Source organism: Anaerobacillus sp. 63XJN7_4_ISO-PGPR-S23-413 (genome assembly GCF_056173725.1).
Genome location: NZ_CM149688.1, coordinates 3,880,343 through 3,898,594, shown reverse-complemented (window position 1 = coordinate 3,898,594; position 18,252 = coordinate 3,880,343). Strand labels below are relative to the sequence as shown.

Annotated in this window: 15 protein-coding genes and 2 pseudogenes; all 17 read left to right on the top strand. The window is 34.4% G+C overall.

Annotated elements, in window-relative coordinates; translation table 11 throughout:
- The first annotated feature begins 4 nt into the window (after positions 1 to 4).
- Positions 5 to 1,303, top strand: a complete 1,299-nt coding sequence (locus AC0VYO_RS20140) for a lipopolysaccharide biosynthesis protein (protein WP_475368123.1) — start codon at positions 5 to 7, stop codon at positions 1,301 to 1,303.
- Entirely contained in the window at positions 1,304 to 1,813 is a 510-nt protein-coding gene (locus AC0VYO_RS20135; protein WP_475368122.1) for an acyltransferase, read from the top strand.
- An 11-nt stretch (positions 1,814 to 1,824) separates the two neighbouring features.
- Positions 1,825 to 3,219, top strand: a complete 1,395-nt coding sequence (locus tag AC0VYO_RS20130; RefSeq protein ID WP_475368121.1) for a hypothetical protein — start codon at positions 1,825 to 1,827, stop codon at positions 3,217 to 3,219.
- Between the two features lie 12 nt (positions 3,220 to 3,231).
- A complete protein-coding gene (locus AC0VYO_RS20125) occupies positions 3,232 to 4,437 on the top strand; it encodes an O-antigen ligase family protein (protein WP_475368120.1) in 1,206 nt (401 codons plus the stop codon).
- Between the two features lie 44 nt (positions 4,438 to 4,481).
- A complete protein-coding gene (locus AC0VYO_RS20120; RefSeq protein WP_475368119.1) occupies positions 4,482 to 5,555 on the top strand; it encodes a glycosyltransferase in 1,074 nt (357 codons plus the stop codon).
- A 12-nt stretch (positions 5,556 to 5,567) separates the two neighbouring features.
- On the top strand, positions 5,568 to 6,320 hold the full coding sequence (locus AC0VYO_RS20115; protein ID WP_475368118.1) for a WecB/TagA/CpsF family glycosyltransferase: 753 nt from the start codon (positions 5,568 to 5,570) through the stop codon (positions 6,318 to 6,320).
- 27 nt (positions 6,321 to 6,347) lie between these two features.
- Entirely contained in the window at positions 6,348 to 7,502 is a 1,155-nt protein-coding gene (locus AC0VYO_RS20110) for a glycosyltransferase family 4 protein (protein WP_475368117.1), read from the top strand.
- Positions 7,503 to 7,521: 19 nt separating this feature from the next.
- Positions 7,522 to 8,892, top strand: coding sequence for a sugar phosphate nucleotidyltransferase (locus AC0VYO_RS20105; RefSeq protein WP_475368116.1), 1,371 nt, complete (start codon positions 7,522 to 7,524; stop codon positions 8,890 to 8,892).
- Between the two features lie 534 nt (positions 8,893 to 9,426).
- Positions 9,427 to 11,172 carry a phospho-sugar mutase gene (locus AC0VYO_RS20100; RefSeq protein WP_475368115.1) on the top strand — a complete coding sequence of 582 codons (1,746 nt, stop codon included), beginning with the start codon at positions 9,427 to 9,429 and terminating at the stop codon, positions 11,170 to 11,172.
- Positions 11,173 to 11,234: 62 nt separating this feature from the next.
- Positions 11,235 to 12,116, top strand: a complete 882-nt coding sequence (locus AC0VYO_RS20095; RefSeq protein WP_475368114.1) for an aldose epimerase family protein — start codon at positions 11,235 to 11,237, stop codon at positions 12,114 to 12,116.
- A gap of 13 nt (positions 12,117 to 12,129) precedes the next feature.
- A pseudogene (locus tag AC0VYO_RS20090) lies at positions 12,130 to 12,783 on the top strand (type I phosphomannose isomerase catalytic subunit); the annotation flags it as partial.
- A 480-nt stretch (positions 12,784 to 13,263) separates the two neighbouring features.
- Positions 13,264 to 13,824, top strand: a complete 561-nt coding sequence (locus tag AC0VYO_RS20085; protein WP_475368113.1) for a DUF7686 domain-containing protein — start codon at positions 13,264 to 13,266, stop codon at positions 13,822 to 13,824.
- Positions 13,825 to 14,155: 331 nt separating this feature from the next.
- Positions 14,156 to 14,512 (top strand): annotated as a pseudogene (locus AC0VYO_RS20080) (transposase); the annotation flags it as partial.
- Between the two features lie 138 nt (positions 14,513 to 14,650).
- Positions 14,651 to 14,917, top strand: coding sequence for a hypothetical protein (locus AC0VYO_RS20075; protein ID WP_475366068.1), 267 nt, complete (start codon positions 14,651 to 14,653; stop codon positions 14,915 to 14,917).
- 95 nt (positions 14,918 to 15,012) lie between these two features.
- A complete protein-coding gene (locus tag AC0VYO_RS20070; RefSeq protein ID WP_475368112.1) occupies positions 15,013 to 16,548 on the top strand; it encodes a YifB family Mg chelatase-like AAA ATPase in 1,536 nt (511 codons plus the stop codon).
- 114 nt (positions 16,549 to 16,662) lie between these two features.
- Positions 16,663 to 17,610, top strand: a complete 948-nt coding sequence (locus AC0VYO_RS20065) for a hypothetical protein (RefSeq protein WP_475368111.1) — start codon at positions 16,663 to 16,665, stop codon at positions 17,608 to 17,610.
- 80 nt (positions 17,611 to 17,690) lie between these two features.
- Positions 17,691 to 18,176 (top strand): hypothetical protein, encoded by a 486-nt coding sequence (locus AC0VYO_RS20060; protein WP_475366065.1) that lies wholly within the window; start codon positions 17,691 to 17,693, stop codon positions 18,174 to 18,176.
- Positions 18,177 to 18,252 lie beyond the last annotated feature (76 nt).

The window sequence follows — 18,252 nt, the reverse complement described above, 5'->3', positions numbered from 1 at the left end:
TGGAATGGATCAAATGATAAAAAAATTGTTAAGTTCTTCATTATTTAGGTCTTCAGGTATTTATACAATAACGAATATGCTAAATGCCGCAATTCCTTTTATAATGATGCCTGTTTTAACGCGGTATATGACGCCGGTTGATTATGGAATAGTAGCCATGTTTACAGTATTAATAGGTTTTTTAAATCCTTTTATTGGAATTAATATGCACGGAGCTATAAATAGGCAATACTTTGAAGAAGATAAGATTGATATTTCTATATATATTACAAATGGATTAATTGTGCTGGGCATAAATTCAATTTTTATTTCTGGAATAGTTTGGCTTTTATCTGATAAATTAAGCAAACTAGTATCTTTTCCTGAAAAGTGGTTATGGGCAGTGATGCTTGTAGTCATTTTTCAGGTTGTAATACAAATAAATCTTGTACTATGGCAAGTGCAAGTTAAACCGATATCATATGGCTTATTTCAGGTATTACAAACAAGCATAAACGTAGGAATTACACTTATCCTAGTAGTAGGATATGGACAAAGTTGGCAAGGTAGAATCGAGGGTCAGCTTTTTGCTGGTGTTCTCTTTGGTTTAATAGGTTTATTTATATTATGGAAAAATAATTGGATTAAGCTTTCCTTTAATATTGAGTATTTAAAGCACTTATTTTCTTTTGGTCTTCCACTTATACCTCATACAGTGGGAGCATTAATAATAACTATGGTAGATCGAGTTTTTGTTACTAACATGGTTGGGATTGAAGCAACTGGACTGTATTTGGTTGGTTACCAAATAGGTATGATTATTGGGATTTTACAAGATTCTTTTAATAAAGCATGGGTGCCATGGTTCTATAAAAAATTAAAAGAAGATAAATATGGTGAAAAGTTAAAGATAATAAAAATAACTTATGTTTATTTTTTTCTAATCATTTTTGTTGCATTACTGTTAGGGTTAGTGTCGCCATGGTTTTTAAGCTTTTTTGTAGGGGAAAATTTTGGAGATTCAAGTCAATTTGTAATTTGGATTGCAATAGGATTTGCCTTTAACGGGATGTATAAGATGGTTACTAACTATATATTTTATATGCAGAAAACAGTTATTTTAATGTATACAACTTTTTTGACAGCATGTTTAAATTTAGCTCTTAACTATATATTAATAAAAATAAATGGTGCAGTCGGTGCAGCCCAAGCAACTTGTATATCCTTTTTTATTACCTTTATTGTTACTTGGATTGTGGCTTCTAGATTATATCAAATGCCATGGTTTTTGAAAAACAGGAAAAATGAGGGGGTAATAAAGTAAATGTTAAGTTCAATAAAAAAAAATATCAAAGTTCTTTTAAAAAAATATTATCTATTTCAAGTTAAAAAAAAAGTTGGCTCTTTTGGACGTGAATTGAAAGTGAATGGTAAATCAATAGTAACACCTAACACATTTCTTGGTAATAACGTAAATTTTAATGGAATGGAAATTGGTGGGAAAGGTAAAGTAGAGATAGGTGACAACTTTCATTCTGGACAGGACTGTTTAATGATTTCCGAAATTCATAACTATGATAATGGTGTTGCTATTCCTTATGACGATACATACCTTTTGAAAGATATAAAAATTGATGAAAATGTATGGATTGGTTCAAGAGTAATTATTCTTGGAGGAGTGACTATAGGAGAAGGCGCAATTATTCAAGCTGGTAGCGTAGTAGTTAGTGATGTTCCAAAGTATTCAATCTATGGAGGGCATCCAGCAAAATTAATCAAGTATAGGAATATAGATCATTATCAAAATTTAAAAGCAGAAAAAGCCTTCCACTAGGAGGAGTTTAATTGAGAAATAGAAATAATGAGGGGAAGGTTAAAAATGTTTTTAAATTTATCTCCTCATATGAAAAACAGACAAATCTGATTAATATCGAGTTTCAAGGTGTTAAAATATGGCAAGTCGTAAGGTATCAAATATTCAATGATATATTGAAGTTATTAGGTGGTTTTGGAGAGCCTCATACATCTAAAAATACAATTTCCGATAAAATCTTGTCAGCTCCACGATATCTCCTTTATTTTTTGGTAAAAAACCCTTTATTTGGAAAATACGAAGTGAAATATTTAGTTTTCGATCATCAAAGAAAAATTCCACATAACGGTAAGAAAATAGATATTTATACCAATGACCTAATTCAAAACTTAGATAGAAAAGACTATAAAATTATTGAGCTTCCTTACCTCAGAAAACATTGGTCTGAATTTAAGGATAAAAATATATTATATTTAGATAGCTTACACTTATCTACTGCATTCAAAAAAATGTTCTATAAATTTAAATTTACAGAATTTGAAGAAGAACGTATCAATGATTTGCAAAATAACATTCTTCAAAAATTCGATATTTCTATCGATATTTCCCATATATTCTATAATGAGATAAGGCATTTCAAGTTACAATATATGTATTTCGATAAACTATTAAATAAACGTAAACCTAAAAAAATTTATTTAGTAGTATCTTATGGCCATCATGCATTAATAGCTGCCGCAAAAGATAATAATATTGAAGTAATCGAAATACAACATGGAGTAATCACCCCATACCATTTAGGGTATAACTATCCTAAAGATTGCGAAGAAAATGATTACTTTCCTGATAAAATTTATTTGTTTGGAGAATATTGGATAGAGGCGGCTGATTATCCTATAAGAAAAGAGAATTTAATCCCACGAGGATTTAGGCACATGGAGGAAAATCTTAAGTCTCTCATGAATATTAGTAAAATAAATAAGCAAGTAATAATCTTATCTCAAGGAACAATCGGGAAGGATTTATCTGTATTTTCGTATAATTTAGCGAAAAATTTAAAGGATTATTATTTTATTTATAAATTACACCCAGGTGAATATGATAGATGGAAACAAATTTATCCAAGTTTAGTTTTGGCTGAAACGTTAGATAATTTCGAAGTGTGCGATGATAATTCAGAAAATCTATACTCTCTACTAGCGTCTTCTGAGTATCAAATTGGAGTGTATTCTACTGCAATATTTGAAGGATTATCCTTGCAGTGTAAAACTGTATTGGTTAATTTGCCAGGAATAGAGTATATGGAAGATTTAATAAATAAAGATATCGTTCAATTGGTAGATAGTGATTCGCAAGATATTCGTAAACTACTCGAAAAAGGCAGTTTTAAGAGTATCGAAAAAAATGCTTTTTTTAAGGATCTTTGAGAGGAGATACTTATGCAACAAGTCAATAATATGAATACATCCATATATCCTTTTTTCTATATTCTTTTTATAACCTTAATAGTTGACACTATTTATATACAAATAGGCGGTTATAATTTAAAAATATACCACTTATACTTGTTGTTAATAATTTATTTTTCAATTTTGATAGGACTGAAAAGACAAACAATTTCTATTAATGTAGATAAGTTATTAATTCTGTTTTATATCTATATTACTATTAATGTTTTTTTTGTTTCGGATTTTTTTGCAATCTCATTTAGCAAATATATTATTATTGGATACTTTATTATTGTTTATACATACTTTTCTAGCTTGCATTTAAGAGGCGAAAAGTTAATTCAAATAATATCTTACACTGGTGGGCTTTTAACAGTCATTGGGATCCTACAGCTATCATTGAAATATATGCTAAATATTCCAGGAATAAATTTATATATGGAAGGTAGGGCACAGGGATTTTTCTCCGAGCCAGATTGGTATGGATACTTTTTTCTCTTTTCAATTCCATATACCTTGTATTATGTTGAAAAAAAACAAAAGTATAGCTTAGTATTTTTAAATATTATTGGTTTACTTTTATCGCAAACACGTGCTGCATGGGTAAGCTTTTTGTTAGTTTTTTTAATATATCTTACTTTCTCTAAAAACAAAACTTATTATAAAAAGATAGTGTTGTTTGCCTTTTTTAGTGTAACTTGTCTCTTCTTTTCTTTCTTTATATTTCCGGAAAATATTATTTTAAGTCAATTTGTGGACAGGGCTACACATATTGTTAGTAGTGATCATGAGACTACTACTTATAGATTGCATATTTTTCAAATAGCTCAGCAATTTGATTTTAATTATTTATTTGGAATAGGTTTAGATAACTTTGGTAGATACATTATCGAATATAGTAATTTGAATTATGGACTTACCACAGGAGCCTGGAATATGTATTTAAATATTTACTTTGAATTAGGAATCATTGGTTTAACTTTATTTTTGCTATTTACTATGAAAAATATTTTAAAGAAGTTAAGGTATTTCGCTCATACAAAGGATGATTTTATTAAATATAATATTATTTCCCTTATTATGATGCTATTTGCCAACAACTTTAGTAATGGATTTTACTTTTTGTTTTTTTGGCTGAATTTTGCACTGGGTAATTTTGTTATCAATAAGACTAAAAATGCAATTATAAACAAGTAGGTGAATTTATGAATATATTGTTCATAACAGGTAGTTTTCCTAATATGAAAGACGGAATAGGGGATAGTGCAGAATTACTTTTACAGGAGTTTATTAAACAAAACAACAATATTTACTTATTAACTTCTAATGATGAGGAAATAGTAAAATATATTAATAAAAAAAAATATCAACAATACACATACCAAATGGAAAAATGGAATGTTTCAATAAAAAATATAAACTTCATAAATAAAATAATAAGAGAAAATAAAATTGATTGTATTCATATAGAATATCCAGGAAAAGGTTATGGATTTAATCTCCTAATTAATTTATTACCAATTATAATAAAACTACTCTTTTCATTTAAAGGACCAAAAGTTTTTTTAAGATATCATGAATTTACTAATTCAAGGTTACTGCGAAAAATAGTAGATATACCGTTACTATTGTTTAGCCAAAAAATATTTATCCCTTCATTTATAGATTACAAGAAATTAAATAAGATCTTCAAATCCAAAGTATATAAAACTTACATCAATAGTAATATAATTCCTTTAAAAAATAATGTTATTGAAGAAAATCATACAGGAAAGATAACTATTGGATATTTCGGGTTTATTTATAAAAACAAAGGATTTGAAATGTTTCTAGACATAGTAAATCAAATAAATAAAGTAAGAGATAATTTTACTGTACTGGTAATCGGAAGTCTTGACCAGGAAAATAGCTATCATCTAAAGTTGGAAAACGTAATTAAGGAATTAAAACTAGAGGAGAAAATAATTTTCACAGGTTATGTTGAAGATAAAGAAGATGTCTCAAATCATATTAATTCAGTTGATTTTGCTCTTCTACCATTTGAAGATGGTCTAACTTTAAGGAGAGGTAGTTTTTTAACTTTTATAAATCATAAAATTCCAGTTATAACAAGTATGGGTGATGAAGAGTGTTTCAGACTATTTAATGAACAATCTTCGGTTTTTATGGGGGAAAAAAAACAAGATATGGTGGCTAAGGCTATTGAATGGATAGATTCACCGAATGAGATATTCCGATTGAAGATGGAGCCTAATATAAATGTTTTATCCTGGGATAAAATAGCAAAATTAATGATAAAGGAATATAAAACTTAAATGGAGGTATTAATGTCTAAAACCATAAGTTTAATGAACGTTAGAATTAACAATATAACTAAAACTGAAGCTGTTATTCAGATTGAAAACTTGATACATGATGGAAAAAAAAGTTTTGTAGTTACACCAAATATAGATCATATTGTAAAGTTACAAAACGATGAATATTTTAAAGAAGTTTATTGGAACGCGGATCTTGTTTTAGCAGATGGGATGCCCTTAATATGGGCGTCCCATCTGCTAAAAAAACCTTTGAAGGAAAAGATATCTGGATCTGATATCTTTCCAGATATTTGTGAAATGTCAGCCCAAAAAGGTTATAAAGTTTTTTTTCTGGGGGGTCTTCCAGGGGTTGCAGATAAAGCCAAAAGAAATTTGGAGAGGAAATTTAGTGGGTTAAAGGTTGTTGGGACGTACTCCCCTACTTTTGGTTTTGAAAATGACACTAAGGAAAACAATAAAATATTTGGTTTAATAAATGAAGCAAAACCAGATATCTTATTTGTTGGAGTTGGAGCACCTAAACAAGAAAAATGGATTTATAAACATAAACAAAAACTTAATGTCCCGGTTTCGATTGGAATAGGCGCTTCTTTTGACTTTGAAGCTGAAACTATTACAAGAGCTCCTTTATTTTTACAAAGAATAGGTATGGAATGGTTTTGGAGGTTTTGCCAAGAGCCGAAAAGACTATTTAAAAGATATTTTATTGATGACATGAGGTTTTTTAAGTTATTAATTCATGAATTTAGAAATGTAAAATAAATATTAGGAATAGGAAAGGGATTTTAAGTGAAAGAGAATATAATAATATGCCATTCATTATATTATCCTCATATAATTGGTGGTGCGGAGATTTCTACTCAAATTCAAGCTGAATCTTTATTAGAGAAGTATAATGTATTCGTTGTAACAATTGGTTCTCAAAAGAGGGGGATAATAAAAGAAGTTATTAATAAAGTGAATGTAATTCGACTACCATATTCAAATTTATACTGGTTTGGTAATAGCTCTGAAAAAAAAATAATGAAAGCTTTATGGACTATTGAAGATGTTTTTAATTACAAATTATATAAAAATTTCAAAAAAGTATTCAAGGATATAAATCCTGCATTCATTCATACTCAAAAAATTACTGGGTTAAGTTTAGGTGTTTGGAAGGCAGCTGCTGATTTACAAATTCCAATTTATCATACTTTAAGAGACTACTCATTGATTAATCCAATTAACTCAAAATTGTTCTCCTCGGTTTATCAAGTTATAGCGAGAAAAATGACAAAGAAAGTAACCGGAGTAATAGGTATTTCCAATTATATTCTTAATTTTCATAAAGAGATTGGCTATTTTCCTACCGCAAAAAAAGAAGTTATTCCAAATGTAGTTGAAGGAGAATCTATTTCATTAGGTCAATTAAAAAAAGAAAATAGTGCATCCTTAATAGTTGGATATTTCGGAAGATTGGTGCCAGAAAAAGGAGTTGACTATCTAATCAATGTAGTTAAAGATATCCCCACTTCCATAGTGAAATCTATCTACATATGCGGAAGTGGACCAATGCTTGATGAGTTGAAACAACTTACTAATAACGATGAGAGGTTTCATTTTTTTGGTCATCTTACTAAAGAAATGGTTCAAGAAAAAATGATGGAAGTTGATTTGACAGTAATGCCTTCCAAATGGGATGAACCTTTTGGAAGAGTAATAATTGAGTCATACCTAATGGGTACACCAGTATTTGCTTCTAATAGAGGAGGAATACCTGAAGTGGTATATGATCCGAAGAATTATTTAATTGATCCAAACAATATAGCCTCATTAAGAAATGGCATATTTAAATACCATTCATTAACATGTGATGAGAGGTTAATGTTACAAGAGAAGTGTATTGAACACACTGAAAACTTCACCAAAGCTGGATTGTTAAGATCATTAAATAATATATATTAGTTAATTGGGGGTTTTATTAATGAAATTAGTTTTACTTTCTGGAGGTTCAGGTAAGAGGCTCTGGCCACTTTCAAATGATTCTAGATCTAAGCAGTTTTTGAAAGTATTAAATGATAGTCAAGGGAATCTTCAGTCAATGGTGCAAAGAGTATGGAATCAATTAGAGTCTGCTAATTTAGGTGATTCTTCAGTAATTGCAACCGGTAGATCACAAGTAGATATGATTCATAATCAATTAGGTAATGTTCCAATAGTAATCGAACCAGATAGAAGGGATACTTTCCCAGCTATTGCACTGGCTGCTACGTATCTTTACTCTATCAAAGGTACGAACTTAAATGAGGTCATTAGCGTATTACCAGTAGATCCCTATGTAGAGAATCAATTTTTTAATAAGGTAATAGAACTAGAGAATGCGTTAAGAGATTCGGCAGCAGATTTAGCTTTGATTGGGGTTGAACCTACTTATCCATCAGAAAAGTATGGGTATATAGTTCCTAATAGTACAGATAGTTGTAAGCCTTATATTGATGTTAGCCATTTTAGGGAAAAACCAACGGAAGATCAAGCAAAAGAGTTATTGAAAAAGAATTCATTGTGGAACTGTGGAGTGTTTGCATTTAAATTAGAGTATATCATTAACTTACTTATTGAAAAGGGATGGCCAATCCAATATGACGAACTGTCTAAACAATATAATCAGTTGCCAAAAATCAGTTTTGATTATGAAGTTGTAGAAAATGCAGAAAAAATTATTGCCCTCCCCTATCAAGGTTATTGGAAAGATCTGGGTACTTGGAATACATTAACGGAAGAGATGGGTTCAAATATTACTGGAAATGCTTTATTAAGTAATGATTCCAAAAACACTTATGTAATTAATGAACTTGATATACCTGTTTCGATACTTGGACTATCGAATGTGGTAGTAGCTGCTAGTCCAGATGGCATATTAATCACGGATAAAGAATCTAGTCCAAGGGTAAAAGAATTAGTGAATAAAATTGAACAACGACCGATGTATGAAGAAAGACGTTGGGGATGGTACAAAGTACTAGATCATACAAAAATAGAAAAAAATAAAGAAGTATTAACTAAGCGTATATGCGTTAAAAAAGGGAGAAATCTTAGCTATCAAACTCATAATAAACGAAGCGAAGTATGGACAGTGGTCAAAGGTAAAGGTGAGTTTGTATTAAACGAAGAAATAAAAGAAGTTAGTGAGGGAGATGTAATAAAAATTCCAGTTGGAGCTAGGCATGCGATTAATGCAGTTACTGAATTGGAATTTATTGAAGTGCAAACTGGTTCTGAATTAATAGAAGAAGATATAATACGTATTTTTATGGATTGGAATGAAATTATTGATAGTTGCTATGCAAATAGGTGAATTTGAGTAATTATAAATATAATAATGTTGGTGCTGTATAGACCGATTTAATATCTCTATACTATTAATTTAGTATTTATTTGTATGTATTTTAATTTTTTTAATTGCTTATTTATATAGCCTTTCTTCAACATATCCCCAACTTCTAAGAAGTTGGGGATATGTTGTTATAATGAGTCATTTAAGAATATTTAATTAAATCGCCGGTAAGATGGACACATTGATTAGTACAATACTTAAATTAATATTATTGGGGAACGCTTTAATGATTATTTCTCTTTATATTTAAAAAGTCAGATTAAATAGATATCATTTAATTTCTTTTAGTTGTATTGATCTTTCGTGGTTTGACTTTTAAGAATGACGCATACTATATAATTTCAATTACCTCCTACTTAGTCGAAAGAGATATAGTAAATATGTTGGGGTATAAAAAAATGTTTGATATTTTAAAACAAGTACTAAATTATTAGAAACATCAATGAAAACCTAGTAGAGAATAATTTCTGGTTTGAAGAAAAATAGGGGGAAAACATGAATTGGAAAATAGAGCTTAAGCGGTGGTTGAATAATGAAAATTTGGAGGATTCTCATAAAGATTTACTGAAGAATCAAGATAACAAAACATTATTAGAAGATTCATTTTACAAAAACCTAGAATTCGGCACCGGCGGTATGCGCGGGGAAATCGGCCCAGGCACAAACCGAATGAACATCTATACTGTCCGCAAAGCATCAGAGGGGTTAGCAAAATACATAGATGAACAAGGACAAGAAGCAAAGTTACGTGGAGTCGTTATCGCATACGATTCAAGACACCAATCTCCTGAATTTGCTTTAGAAACCGCAAAAACGCTTGGGTTCCATGGAATTCAAACATACTTATTTGATGCCCTTCGTCCAACGCCACAACTTTCATTTACCGTTAGATATCTATATGCCTATGCTGGAATTGTCATTACAGCTAGTCATAATCCACCAGAATACAATGGCTACAAGATCTATGGTTCTGATGGTGGACAAATCACCCCGAGTGTTGCGGATGAAATTATTCATCATGTGAATGCAGTGGAGGATGAACTGGCAGTTGAAGTAGCAAATCCTGATGAGTTAAAAAATAATGGACTCCTAACAATATTGAGTGAAAAAATGGATAACGCTTATATCAACCAGTTGAAATCGATCTCACTTAATCAGGAAAAGAGTAGTCAAACCAATAAGGACCTCAAAATAGTATTCACTCCACTTCATGGGACGGGGAACCTTCCAGTGCGTGCTGGTTTAGAAGCGTTAGGATTTAATAATGTTTCAGTTGTCAAAGAACAGGAAAAGCCTGATCCTGAATTTTCAACGGTTGCTAGTCCTAACCCTGAAGAGCACGCGGCTTTTAAACTTGCAATTCAGTATGGTGAGGAACTAGATGCCGACATTCTTATGGGTACGGATCCAGATGCTGACCGTGTCGGTGTAGCGGTTCGCAATCTAGAAGGGAATTATGAAGTGTTAAGTGGAAACCAGCTTGGTGCTTTAATGGTAGACTATCTTCTTTCTACTAGAAGTAAGAATGGGACTCTTCCGGAAAATGGCGCGATTCTTAAAACAATTGTTACATCTGAGATCGGGAGAGATATCGCTGAAAGTTACGGGTTAACGAGTATAGATACCTTAACTGGCTTTAAGTTCATTGGGGAGAAGATCAAAGAGTTTGAAGAAACCGGTGAGCACACATTCCTTTTTGGATATGAGGAAAGCTATGGCTATTTGATTGGAGATTTTGTGCGGGATAAAGATGCTGTTCAATCATGTCTTTTTGCTGCAGAGATGGCAGCCTATTATAAAGCAAAAGGAAAAACGCTATATGAAGGACTTCTAGATGTCTTTGTAAAGTATGGCTATTACCAGGAGGCACTCGAGTCTCTTACCCTAAAAGGCAAATCAGGTGCAGAGCAAATTACTTCCATTATGGATAAATTCAGACAGAATCCTCCTAAACGTATAGCTGATCAAAAAGTTGTAAGGATTGAAGACTATCAACTGAGCGAAGCGACAAGTGTACTTGAAAACGCAAAAGAAGAAATCGTGTTACCAAAATCGAATGTCATTAAATACAAGCTTGACAATGGGACATGGTTTTGCTTGCGCCCTTCAGGAACTGAACCAAAGATGAAACTTTACTTTGGAGTGAAAGAAGATTCGTTAGAAGCAAGTCAACGAATGCTTAATCAAGTAAAGAATGAAGTGATGGACCTAGTTGATCAGATTCTTACTATTAGAGTTTAAAGAATGTAGCCCTCTTTAGAAGGAGGGCTAATAGCAACGATAAGTTTCGGGGGTTACCAGTTATGTATGAAATCAAACAGTCAGTTATGGATGGATACACAATTTATCATTTGATCAACTGTGAAACCAATTCAGAGGTTCGAATCGCTCCTGAACGTGGCGGTATGGTGATAGGGTATAAATCAGACGGCCAAGAACTTTTATACCTAAATGAAGAAACATTTAGTGATACGGAAGCCAATGTCCGAGGTGGTATACCGGTCCTCTTTCCAATCTGTGGCCAATTAGAAGAAAAGCAGTACCGTTTATACGGCCTAACATACCCCATGAAGAATCATGGATTTGCAAGGAACTTGCCATGGGATGTTATTGAGACAAGTACAGAAGATGGCGCACAAATAACGTTAAAACTTAAAAGTAATCGTGAAACAAAAGAATCCTTTCCATTTGATTTTGAATTGCGTTTTACGTACATATTAAAAAACAATGAATTGATCATTAAGCAAAGCTACAGCAATCTTTCTAGTGAAATCATGCCATTTTATGCAGGGTTCCATCCGTACTTTCATTCAAAGGATAAGAATTTAGATTATCAAGCCGATGCAAAGGACTATTTTGACTACAATGATGGAGAAATAAAACTGTTCTATGGTGAAGTTGATTTAACAGAGAAGCGTGAAGCAGTTGCTTTGAAACATGCACACAAACATCAAATTAAATTCGATTTAAAGCAAATGAATCAGCGGATAACAATGTCTTATGGCAGTGAGTTTAAATATGCGGTGCTTTGGACTGAGCACAATAAGGAGTTCATTTGCATTGAGCCATGGATGGCCAAAATGAATGATTTTAATGAAAAAGAAGATCTTCAATTCGTCAAACCGGGTGAAACAATGAATACATTTGTCACGATTGCAACAGACATAATTCGTGAAAGTAGATAAGTTGGAGGAGTATATGTACGAACGTCAACCAATCTTTTTAAAACCAAACTTTAAAGATCGTATCTGGGGTGGAACGAATCTACGTGAGAAATTTGATTATGACATCCCAACCGAAACGACTGGCGAATGCTGGGGAATATCAGCTCATTCAAATGGACCTTCTGAAATTCTGAATGGTCCGCTTAAAGGAAAAACTTTAGATATCGTATGGAAAGAAAATCAAGATCTTTTTCGGAATGAAGGTGGAGAACACTTCCCACTATTAATTAAAATTCTTGATGCGAACAATGACCTTTCCGTACAAGTTCACCCCGATGATTCCTATGCAAGAGAAGTAGAGAATGAGGCTTATGGAAAAACAGAATGCTGGTACATCCTAGATTGTGAAGAGGATTCTGAGATCATTTTTGGTCACCATGCAGAGTCAAGAGAAGAATTCCAGCAATTGATTGAAGAAGGCAAATGGGATAGCTTGTTAAGAAGCATTCAAATTAAGCCAGGTGAATTCTACTATGTGCCAAGTGGTACGATACATGCGATTGGAAAAGGTACGATGATTCTTGAAACGCAGCAAAGCTCTGATACGACGTATCGGGTATACGATTATGATCGAACGGATACAAGTGGAAACAAACGTGATCTTCATATTGCGCAGTCAATTGAAGTGGGACATGGGGACAGGTACCTTGTCCCAACCAGTGATGATAGTTTAAACTGACCTCTGCCATCTATTTGATCCACTTAGGACAAGAAAATGATTCACTCGTGCCATAAGTGAACCACTATTACAAATGATAGTGGTTTTAAACTTCATTGTGCACGGAGTGTGGTTGGAGGGACATGGGGACAGGTTCCTCGTCCCAACCCGTAAAGAAGAATCCACCTCTGCCATCTATTTGATCCACTTAGGTCAAGAAAATGATCCAGTCGTGCCATAAGAGAGCCACTATCAAAAATGATAGTGGCTTTAATCTTCATTTTGCAGGTATTGAAGTTGGAGAGACAGACTCCTTGTCCCCCAGCTATAAACGCTAGAATAGAATTGTAAGTGTGTGTTGAATTGAATTTACTTCTCCCATTTAAATTATGTCATAATAAAGAAAATACAAAACTTAAGAACAGCATGATCTAATTAAGGGAGATCGTTATGAAAAAGTGTGATCGTTGTGGGAATAGAGAAGCTACCATTATTTTAACTGATGTTTGGCAGGAGCGGCTATGCGATTGTTGTTTTAACGATGTGGTTGCCGATGAAGTAGGAGTTAGGTTAGAGCCTATACCTGAAGATTTAGAAGTGACCGATCACTCTGGGACTAGTAGGATGTTTACAGTTCAACAGCGGCTTCATCCAGACGGTCTATTCTTGGAGGCTACTGAGAATATAGAATATGGCTACGAGTTTGCGGTGCATGGTGAGCTAGAATGTAATCAAACTGAATTATATGAGAGATTAGTAGATAAAGTGAAGCATGGTGTATCAAAACGGTTTACAAAGGTAGGGGTATTTCCTAACGGTCAAACATATCAATCCATCATTGATGACGAGGTAGTTGGACATATTGATCACGATGAGATGAGCCCATCGCTACCTATGATTGTAATAGATGGACAACCTTATACATGGGAACGATTAGGTGAGATGGTTAAAAGCTTTGAAGGATTTCAAATTCAAATGAAATTCTTTGATAAGACAGACGATATGGAGTAGGTTCATAACAGATGTACAGAGTCTTATCCTTTTCCAAAAGTGTTGGCGGGACACAGGCATACTCCCGCTGTCATCCTTCTTTTCATTGTTATCGCAATTTAAAATTGATTTTGTTGAAGGATTCTTGGTATTGGTGTCTAATAAATAAAAGTGCTTCCGTTTAGTGATTACAAAAGACACCTCTTTTCCCCTTTTTTAGAAGTACCCCCCAGTATCTATCCACCACATTTTTGTTTAACTCTTTTTTCCTTTTCACTAATTCCTTTCTTAGAATTCCCAACTTGTATCTAATTTCGTTCTTAATAACAGCCGAAAAAGAGGTGATGTTCATCTGCCAAGAAAAGCTAGAAAGAAAAGTAGCTCTGGAGTCTATCATGTAGTCTTCAGAGGGATTAACCGTCAGACGATTTTTGAAGATGAGGAAGACAAGGAGAAATTTTTAGAAGTCCTTGCTCGATACAAAATAAAAAGTGGCATTGAACTATACGCCTACTGCTTCATGGATAATCATGTCCACCTGTTGGTAAAGGAGACAGAGGAGAGCCTCGCAATTTTTATGAAGAGGCTAAGCTCGAGTTATGTGTATTGGTACAATTTAAAGTATGAAAGATGTGGCCATCTATTTCAGGAAAGATTTAATAGTGAGAACGTGGAGAGTGATGCCTACTTTGTGACCGTGTTGAGATATATTCATCAGAATCCCCTTAAGGCAAAGTTGGTCAGAAGTGTATGGGACAGTAAGTGGACGAGTATCCATGAGTATGTACGTATCATAAAGCTTGTTGATATTGACAGGGGGTTACGTTTATTCTCTGAAGATCGGAAAATGGCTCGACGACGTTTTATCCTTTATATGCAAGAGACAAATCAAGATCAATGCCTAGATATCAAAGAGACTATAAAACTTTCAGATGACCAGGTTAGGGGCTATCTTCGTACAATAGGCATTCTTAGCAACAGCATGCTACAGCAAATGGATCGAGAAGAGCGAAATGTTGTTTTAGCAAAGATGAAAAGAATCAATGGAGTTTCCATCCGTCAGATCTCTAGAGTAACCGGGATCTCAAAAAGCGTGATTGATCGCATAAAGTGAAAGATGGATATGGGTTTGTAATGATATTATAAATCCTTATTCAGAACACTTTTTCAAAAAATCATTCGCTATGATAAGCATAAGGAGGAATTGGCTTGTCTTCGAACGTTACCAGTATCGGACTAAGAGGTTTGGAAGGGTATCGAGTGAGAGTGGAGGTTCAGGCAGTGGATGGGATGGAAACCATCGTGATTGTGGGGCTACCCGATGCTTCTGTGAAAGAATCGAAGGAGAGAGTAGCTCGAGCTCTTCACTCTATGAATCACTCCCTTACCGACCAAAAAATCATTATTAATCTGTCTCCCGCGGAGCAGAAGAAAAATGGGCCATTGTTTGATCTGCCTATGGCAATAGGCGTACTCCTCAGCTTGAAGGAAATTCAAGTGAATCTCTCAGAAGACTTTGCATTTATTGGTGCTCTTTCCCTGGATGGTGGAATTCGGCCGGTAGAGGGGATGTTGCCTGCCATATTGGCGGCGAAGAGGCTTGGTCTTAAGAGGTTATATCTGCCTTTTGATGAGGCGTTACCCCACTTGGAATTTAATGGGTTAGATTTGATTTATGTTTCTACATTAAGTGATGTCCTTCAGCACCTTTACGGCCAGACAATCCTTTCATTTCGTCCACCAATTACACAAGAAGAATCGATCATCGAGAGCACAGTTGATTTCTCAAAAGTCGTTGGCCACTCGTACGCAAAGCGAGCATTAGAAATTGCAGCAGCGGGCGAGCATCATGTATTCATGTCAGGCCCCCCGGGGTGTGGAAAAAGTATGCTTGCCGAAGCCTTTCCATCTATCCTTCCCCCTTTAACAGAAGAAGCACGACTTGAAGTCATGAGCTTGTATCAGCTAAATACCTGCAGCCCCGCATCATCCCGCGAGCCACCCTTCCGAAATCCCCATCATTCTGCATCTGGTGTTTCCATTATTGGAGGAGGACAAAATCCCAAGCCAGGTGAGGTTTCCCTTGCTCATAAAGGAGTCCTCTTTTTAGATGAAATAGCTGAATTCACAAAAAAGACGCTCGATATGTTAAGGCAACCTCTTGAAAGCGGAAAGGTGACGATTAGCCGTGCGCATTCAACCGTTAGTTACCCCGCTCAATTTATTCTGATAGGGGCGATGAATCCATGTCCCTGTGGCTACCTTCATTCGCCGACCCATTATTGCACTTGTACTCCAAAACAAATCATCGCCTACCATAATCGACTCTCAGGTCCGATTCGTGACCGGTTTGACATTCACCTTTCCCTAAAACCAGTAGATTTGCAAGCAGATCAGGAAAAAGAAAAGGAAAGTTCAGATGAATTTCGAAAACGAGTAACTGCAGCAAGGGAAAGGCAGTACGATCGCTATGGAGAACAACTTTGCAATGGCAGAGTCTCATACGACCAATTAACAAAAAGCAATTTTCTATCAAACAGTCAGCAGCATATGATTCGCCAGCTATCCTTAAAGAACAACTTAAGCAATAGAGCACAGATTAAAATTTTAAGACTAGCCCGTACTATTGCTGACCTGCAACAGGTTAAGACGATTTCTGATGGTCATATTTGGGAGGCGGTGAAGTTACAGAAGAGAGGGGAGGAGAATGGACATCGATTGAGAGTGAGGAAAGGGTTGAAGTGAAGGAGGGGCAAGGAAATTTGTCGTAAGTCCATAATTGATTTATTTATAGAGATGTTTGGCGGGACGATGTACCTGTCCCTCCGTCCCCTGGATGATCCTAAAGTGAAGGATCTAGTGAAAAAAGGATACCAGGAATTGTATGATCAAGTAATCAGCGAATATGACCCTACACATAAGAATGATCCAAACAATTTGTATCACAATCAGGAGTGGGAAAATGAAGCGAGTAAGTTTACTTTAGCCTTCTGGGTAGCATTAGATTATAATCCCCCGGCACCATATGCAGAATATACCATCACAAAAAATAAGGACGGGGCTCCGGTGGTATTGACTGAAGAATACCTCAATCAAAAGCCAACAGAAGGAAATCAAACATCTGAAACTTCTTCAAAAGACTGGAGCGGAGAGTGGTCAGAAAATGATGCTCATAGTGGTCAGTTCCTTGAAATAATGAAGCAAGTTACGGGCGGTTTTGACTTTGTCTTAAATGTCACTAATGGTGGTAATACGGGTATGCTTGAAGGTACTGCAAGCTATACATCAGAGAACAAGGCAGTATATCCGCCGGATGAGGTTGGTTGTGAAATAACGTTTGTTCATAAAGATGATTATATCGAAGTAACGGAGAACGATGCTTGTTCTGGTTATAAAGGAGCAGGGGTCGGTTCATTTAATGGAAAATATCCAAAAGGTGGTGTAACTAACACAGTAACGTTTACTAGTATAGGAATGCTTCCTGAAAATATTGATAGCACGATGAAAACTCTCACAGGTGAAGATTATGATCGCTTTGTAGAACGGTTCGGTACCTACACTAATGAAGAAGACTTAGACGGGTTCGGCGCTACTGTATACTACGGTTTTGTAAGAGGAGTAGCCACGAGTCTAAATGGAGTAGTAATGTACAAGGAAACTGGAGAGATATGGGCAGCATACTTAGATGGTTCTTCTCTAATTTATTATACGAACGTTGAGGGTGATGCAGAAACTTTACCAGAAACGATTAAAACTCATTATGAGGATCAAGCTGATCTTACGGTGGAGTATATGGCAAAGGGTTGAATAAGGTTTTATGCATATTTAATGTATTCTACAATTCTAAGATTGCAGTTGGCTCTATTAATATGACAAGGAGGTTTCAAATGAATTGTTATTATCATCCCGATACAGCAGGTTCAGCGTCTTGTCACGAATGTGGAAGAACATTATGTAACAGTTGTACAGACCGTTTTACACCTATAATGTGTGAAGGATGCTTTACAACTGTACAAAGTACTGAAAGACAAAATATTACTAAGTGCTTAACTTTAAGTAGTATTATGCTAATTGTTGGTTTTTTATCTAGCCTTGGATACAACTCATTCGGTATTATTATGATTTCCACCTATTTTTTTGCATCTATTCCGTTTGGATGGTCTTTCATATCTCGTATTATGAATGGGTGGATTTTATTTATGGGAATTAGAGGTTGGTTAATTTATCCTTTCGTAAAATTATTTGCTTCCTGGGCAATCGGTGGTTTTGTAGCGCCGTTTTACTTATCAAAAATGATCAAAAGATTAAAAGAAATAGATCGTGATTCTAATGCAGTTCAGACTGAAAGTTCACAAACTAATATGGAAGCATAATTACAAAAATGAATCACGGGAGCGATCCCCCGTGATTCATTTTTGTTTTAAAGCAAGAAGCCCAATTGTGAAAGAG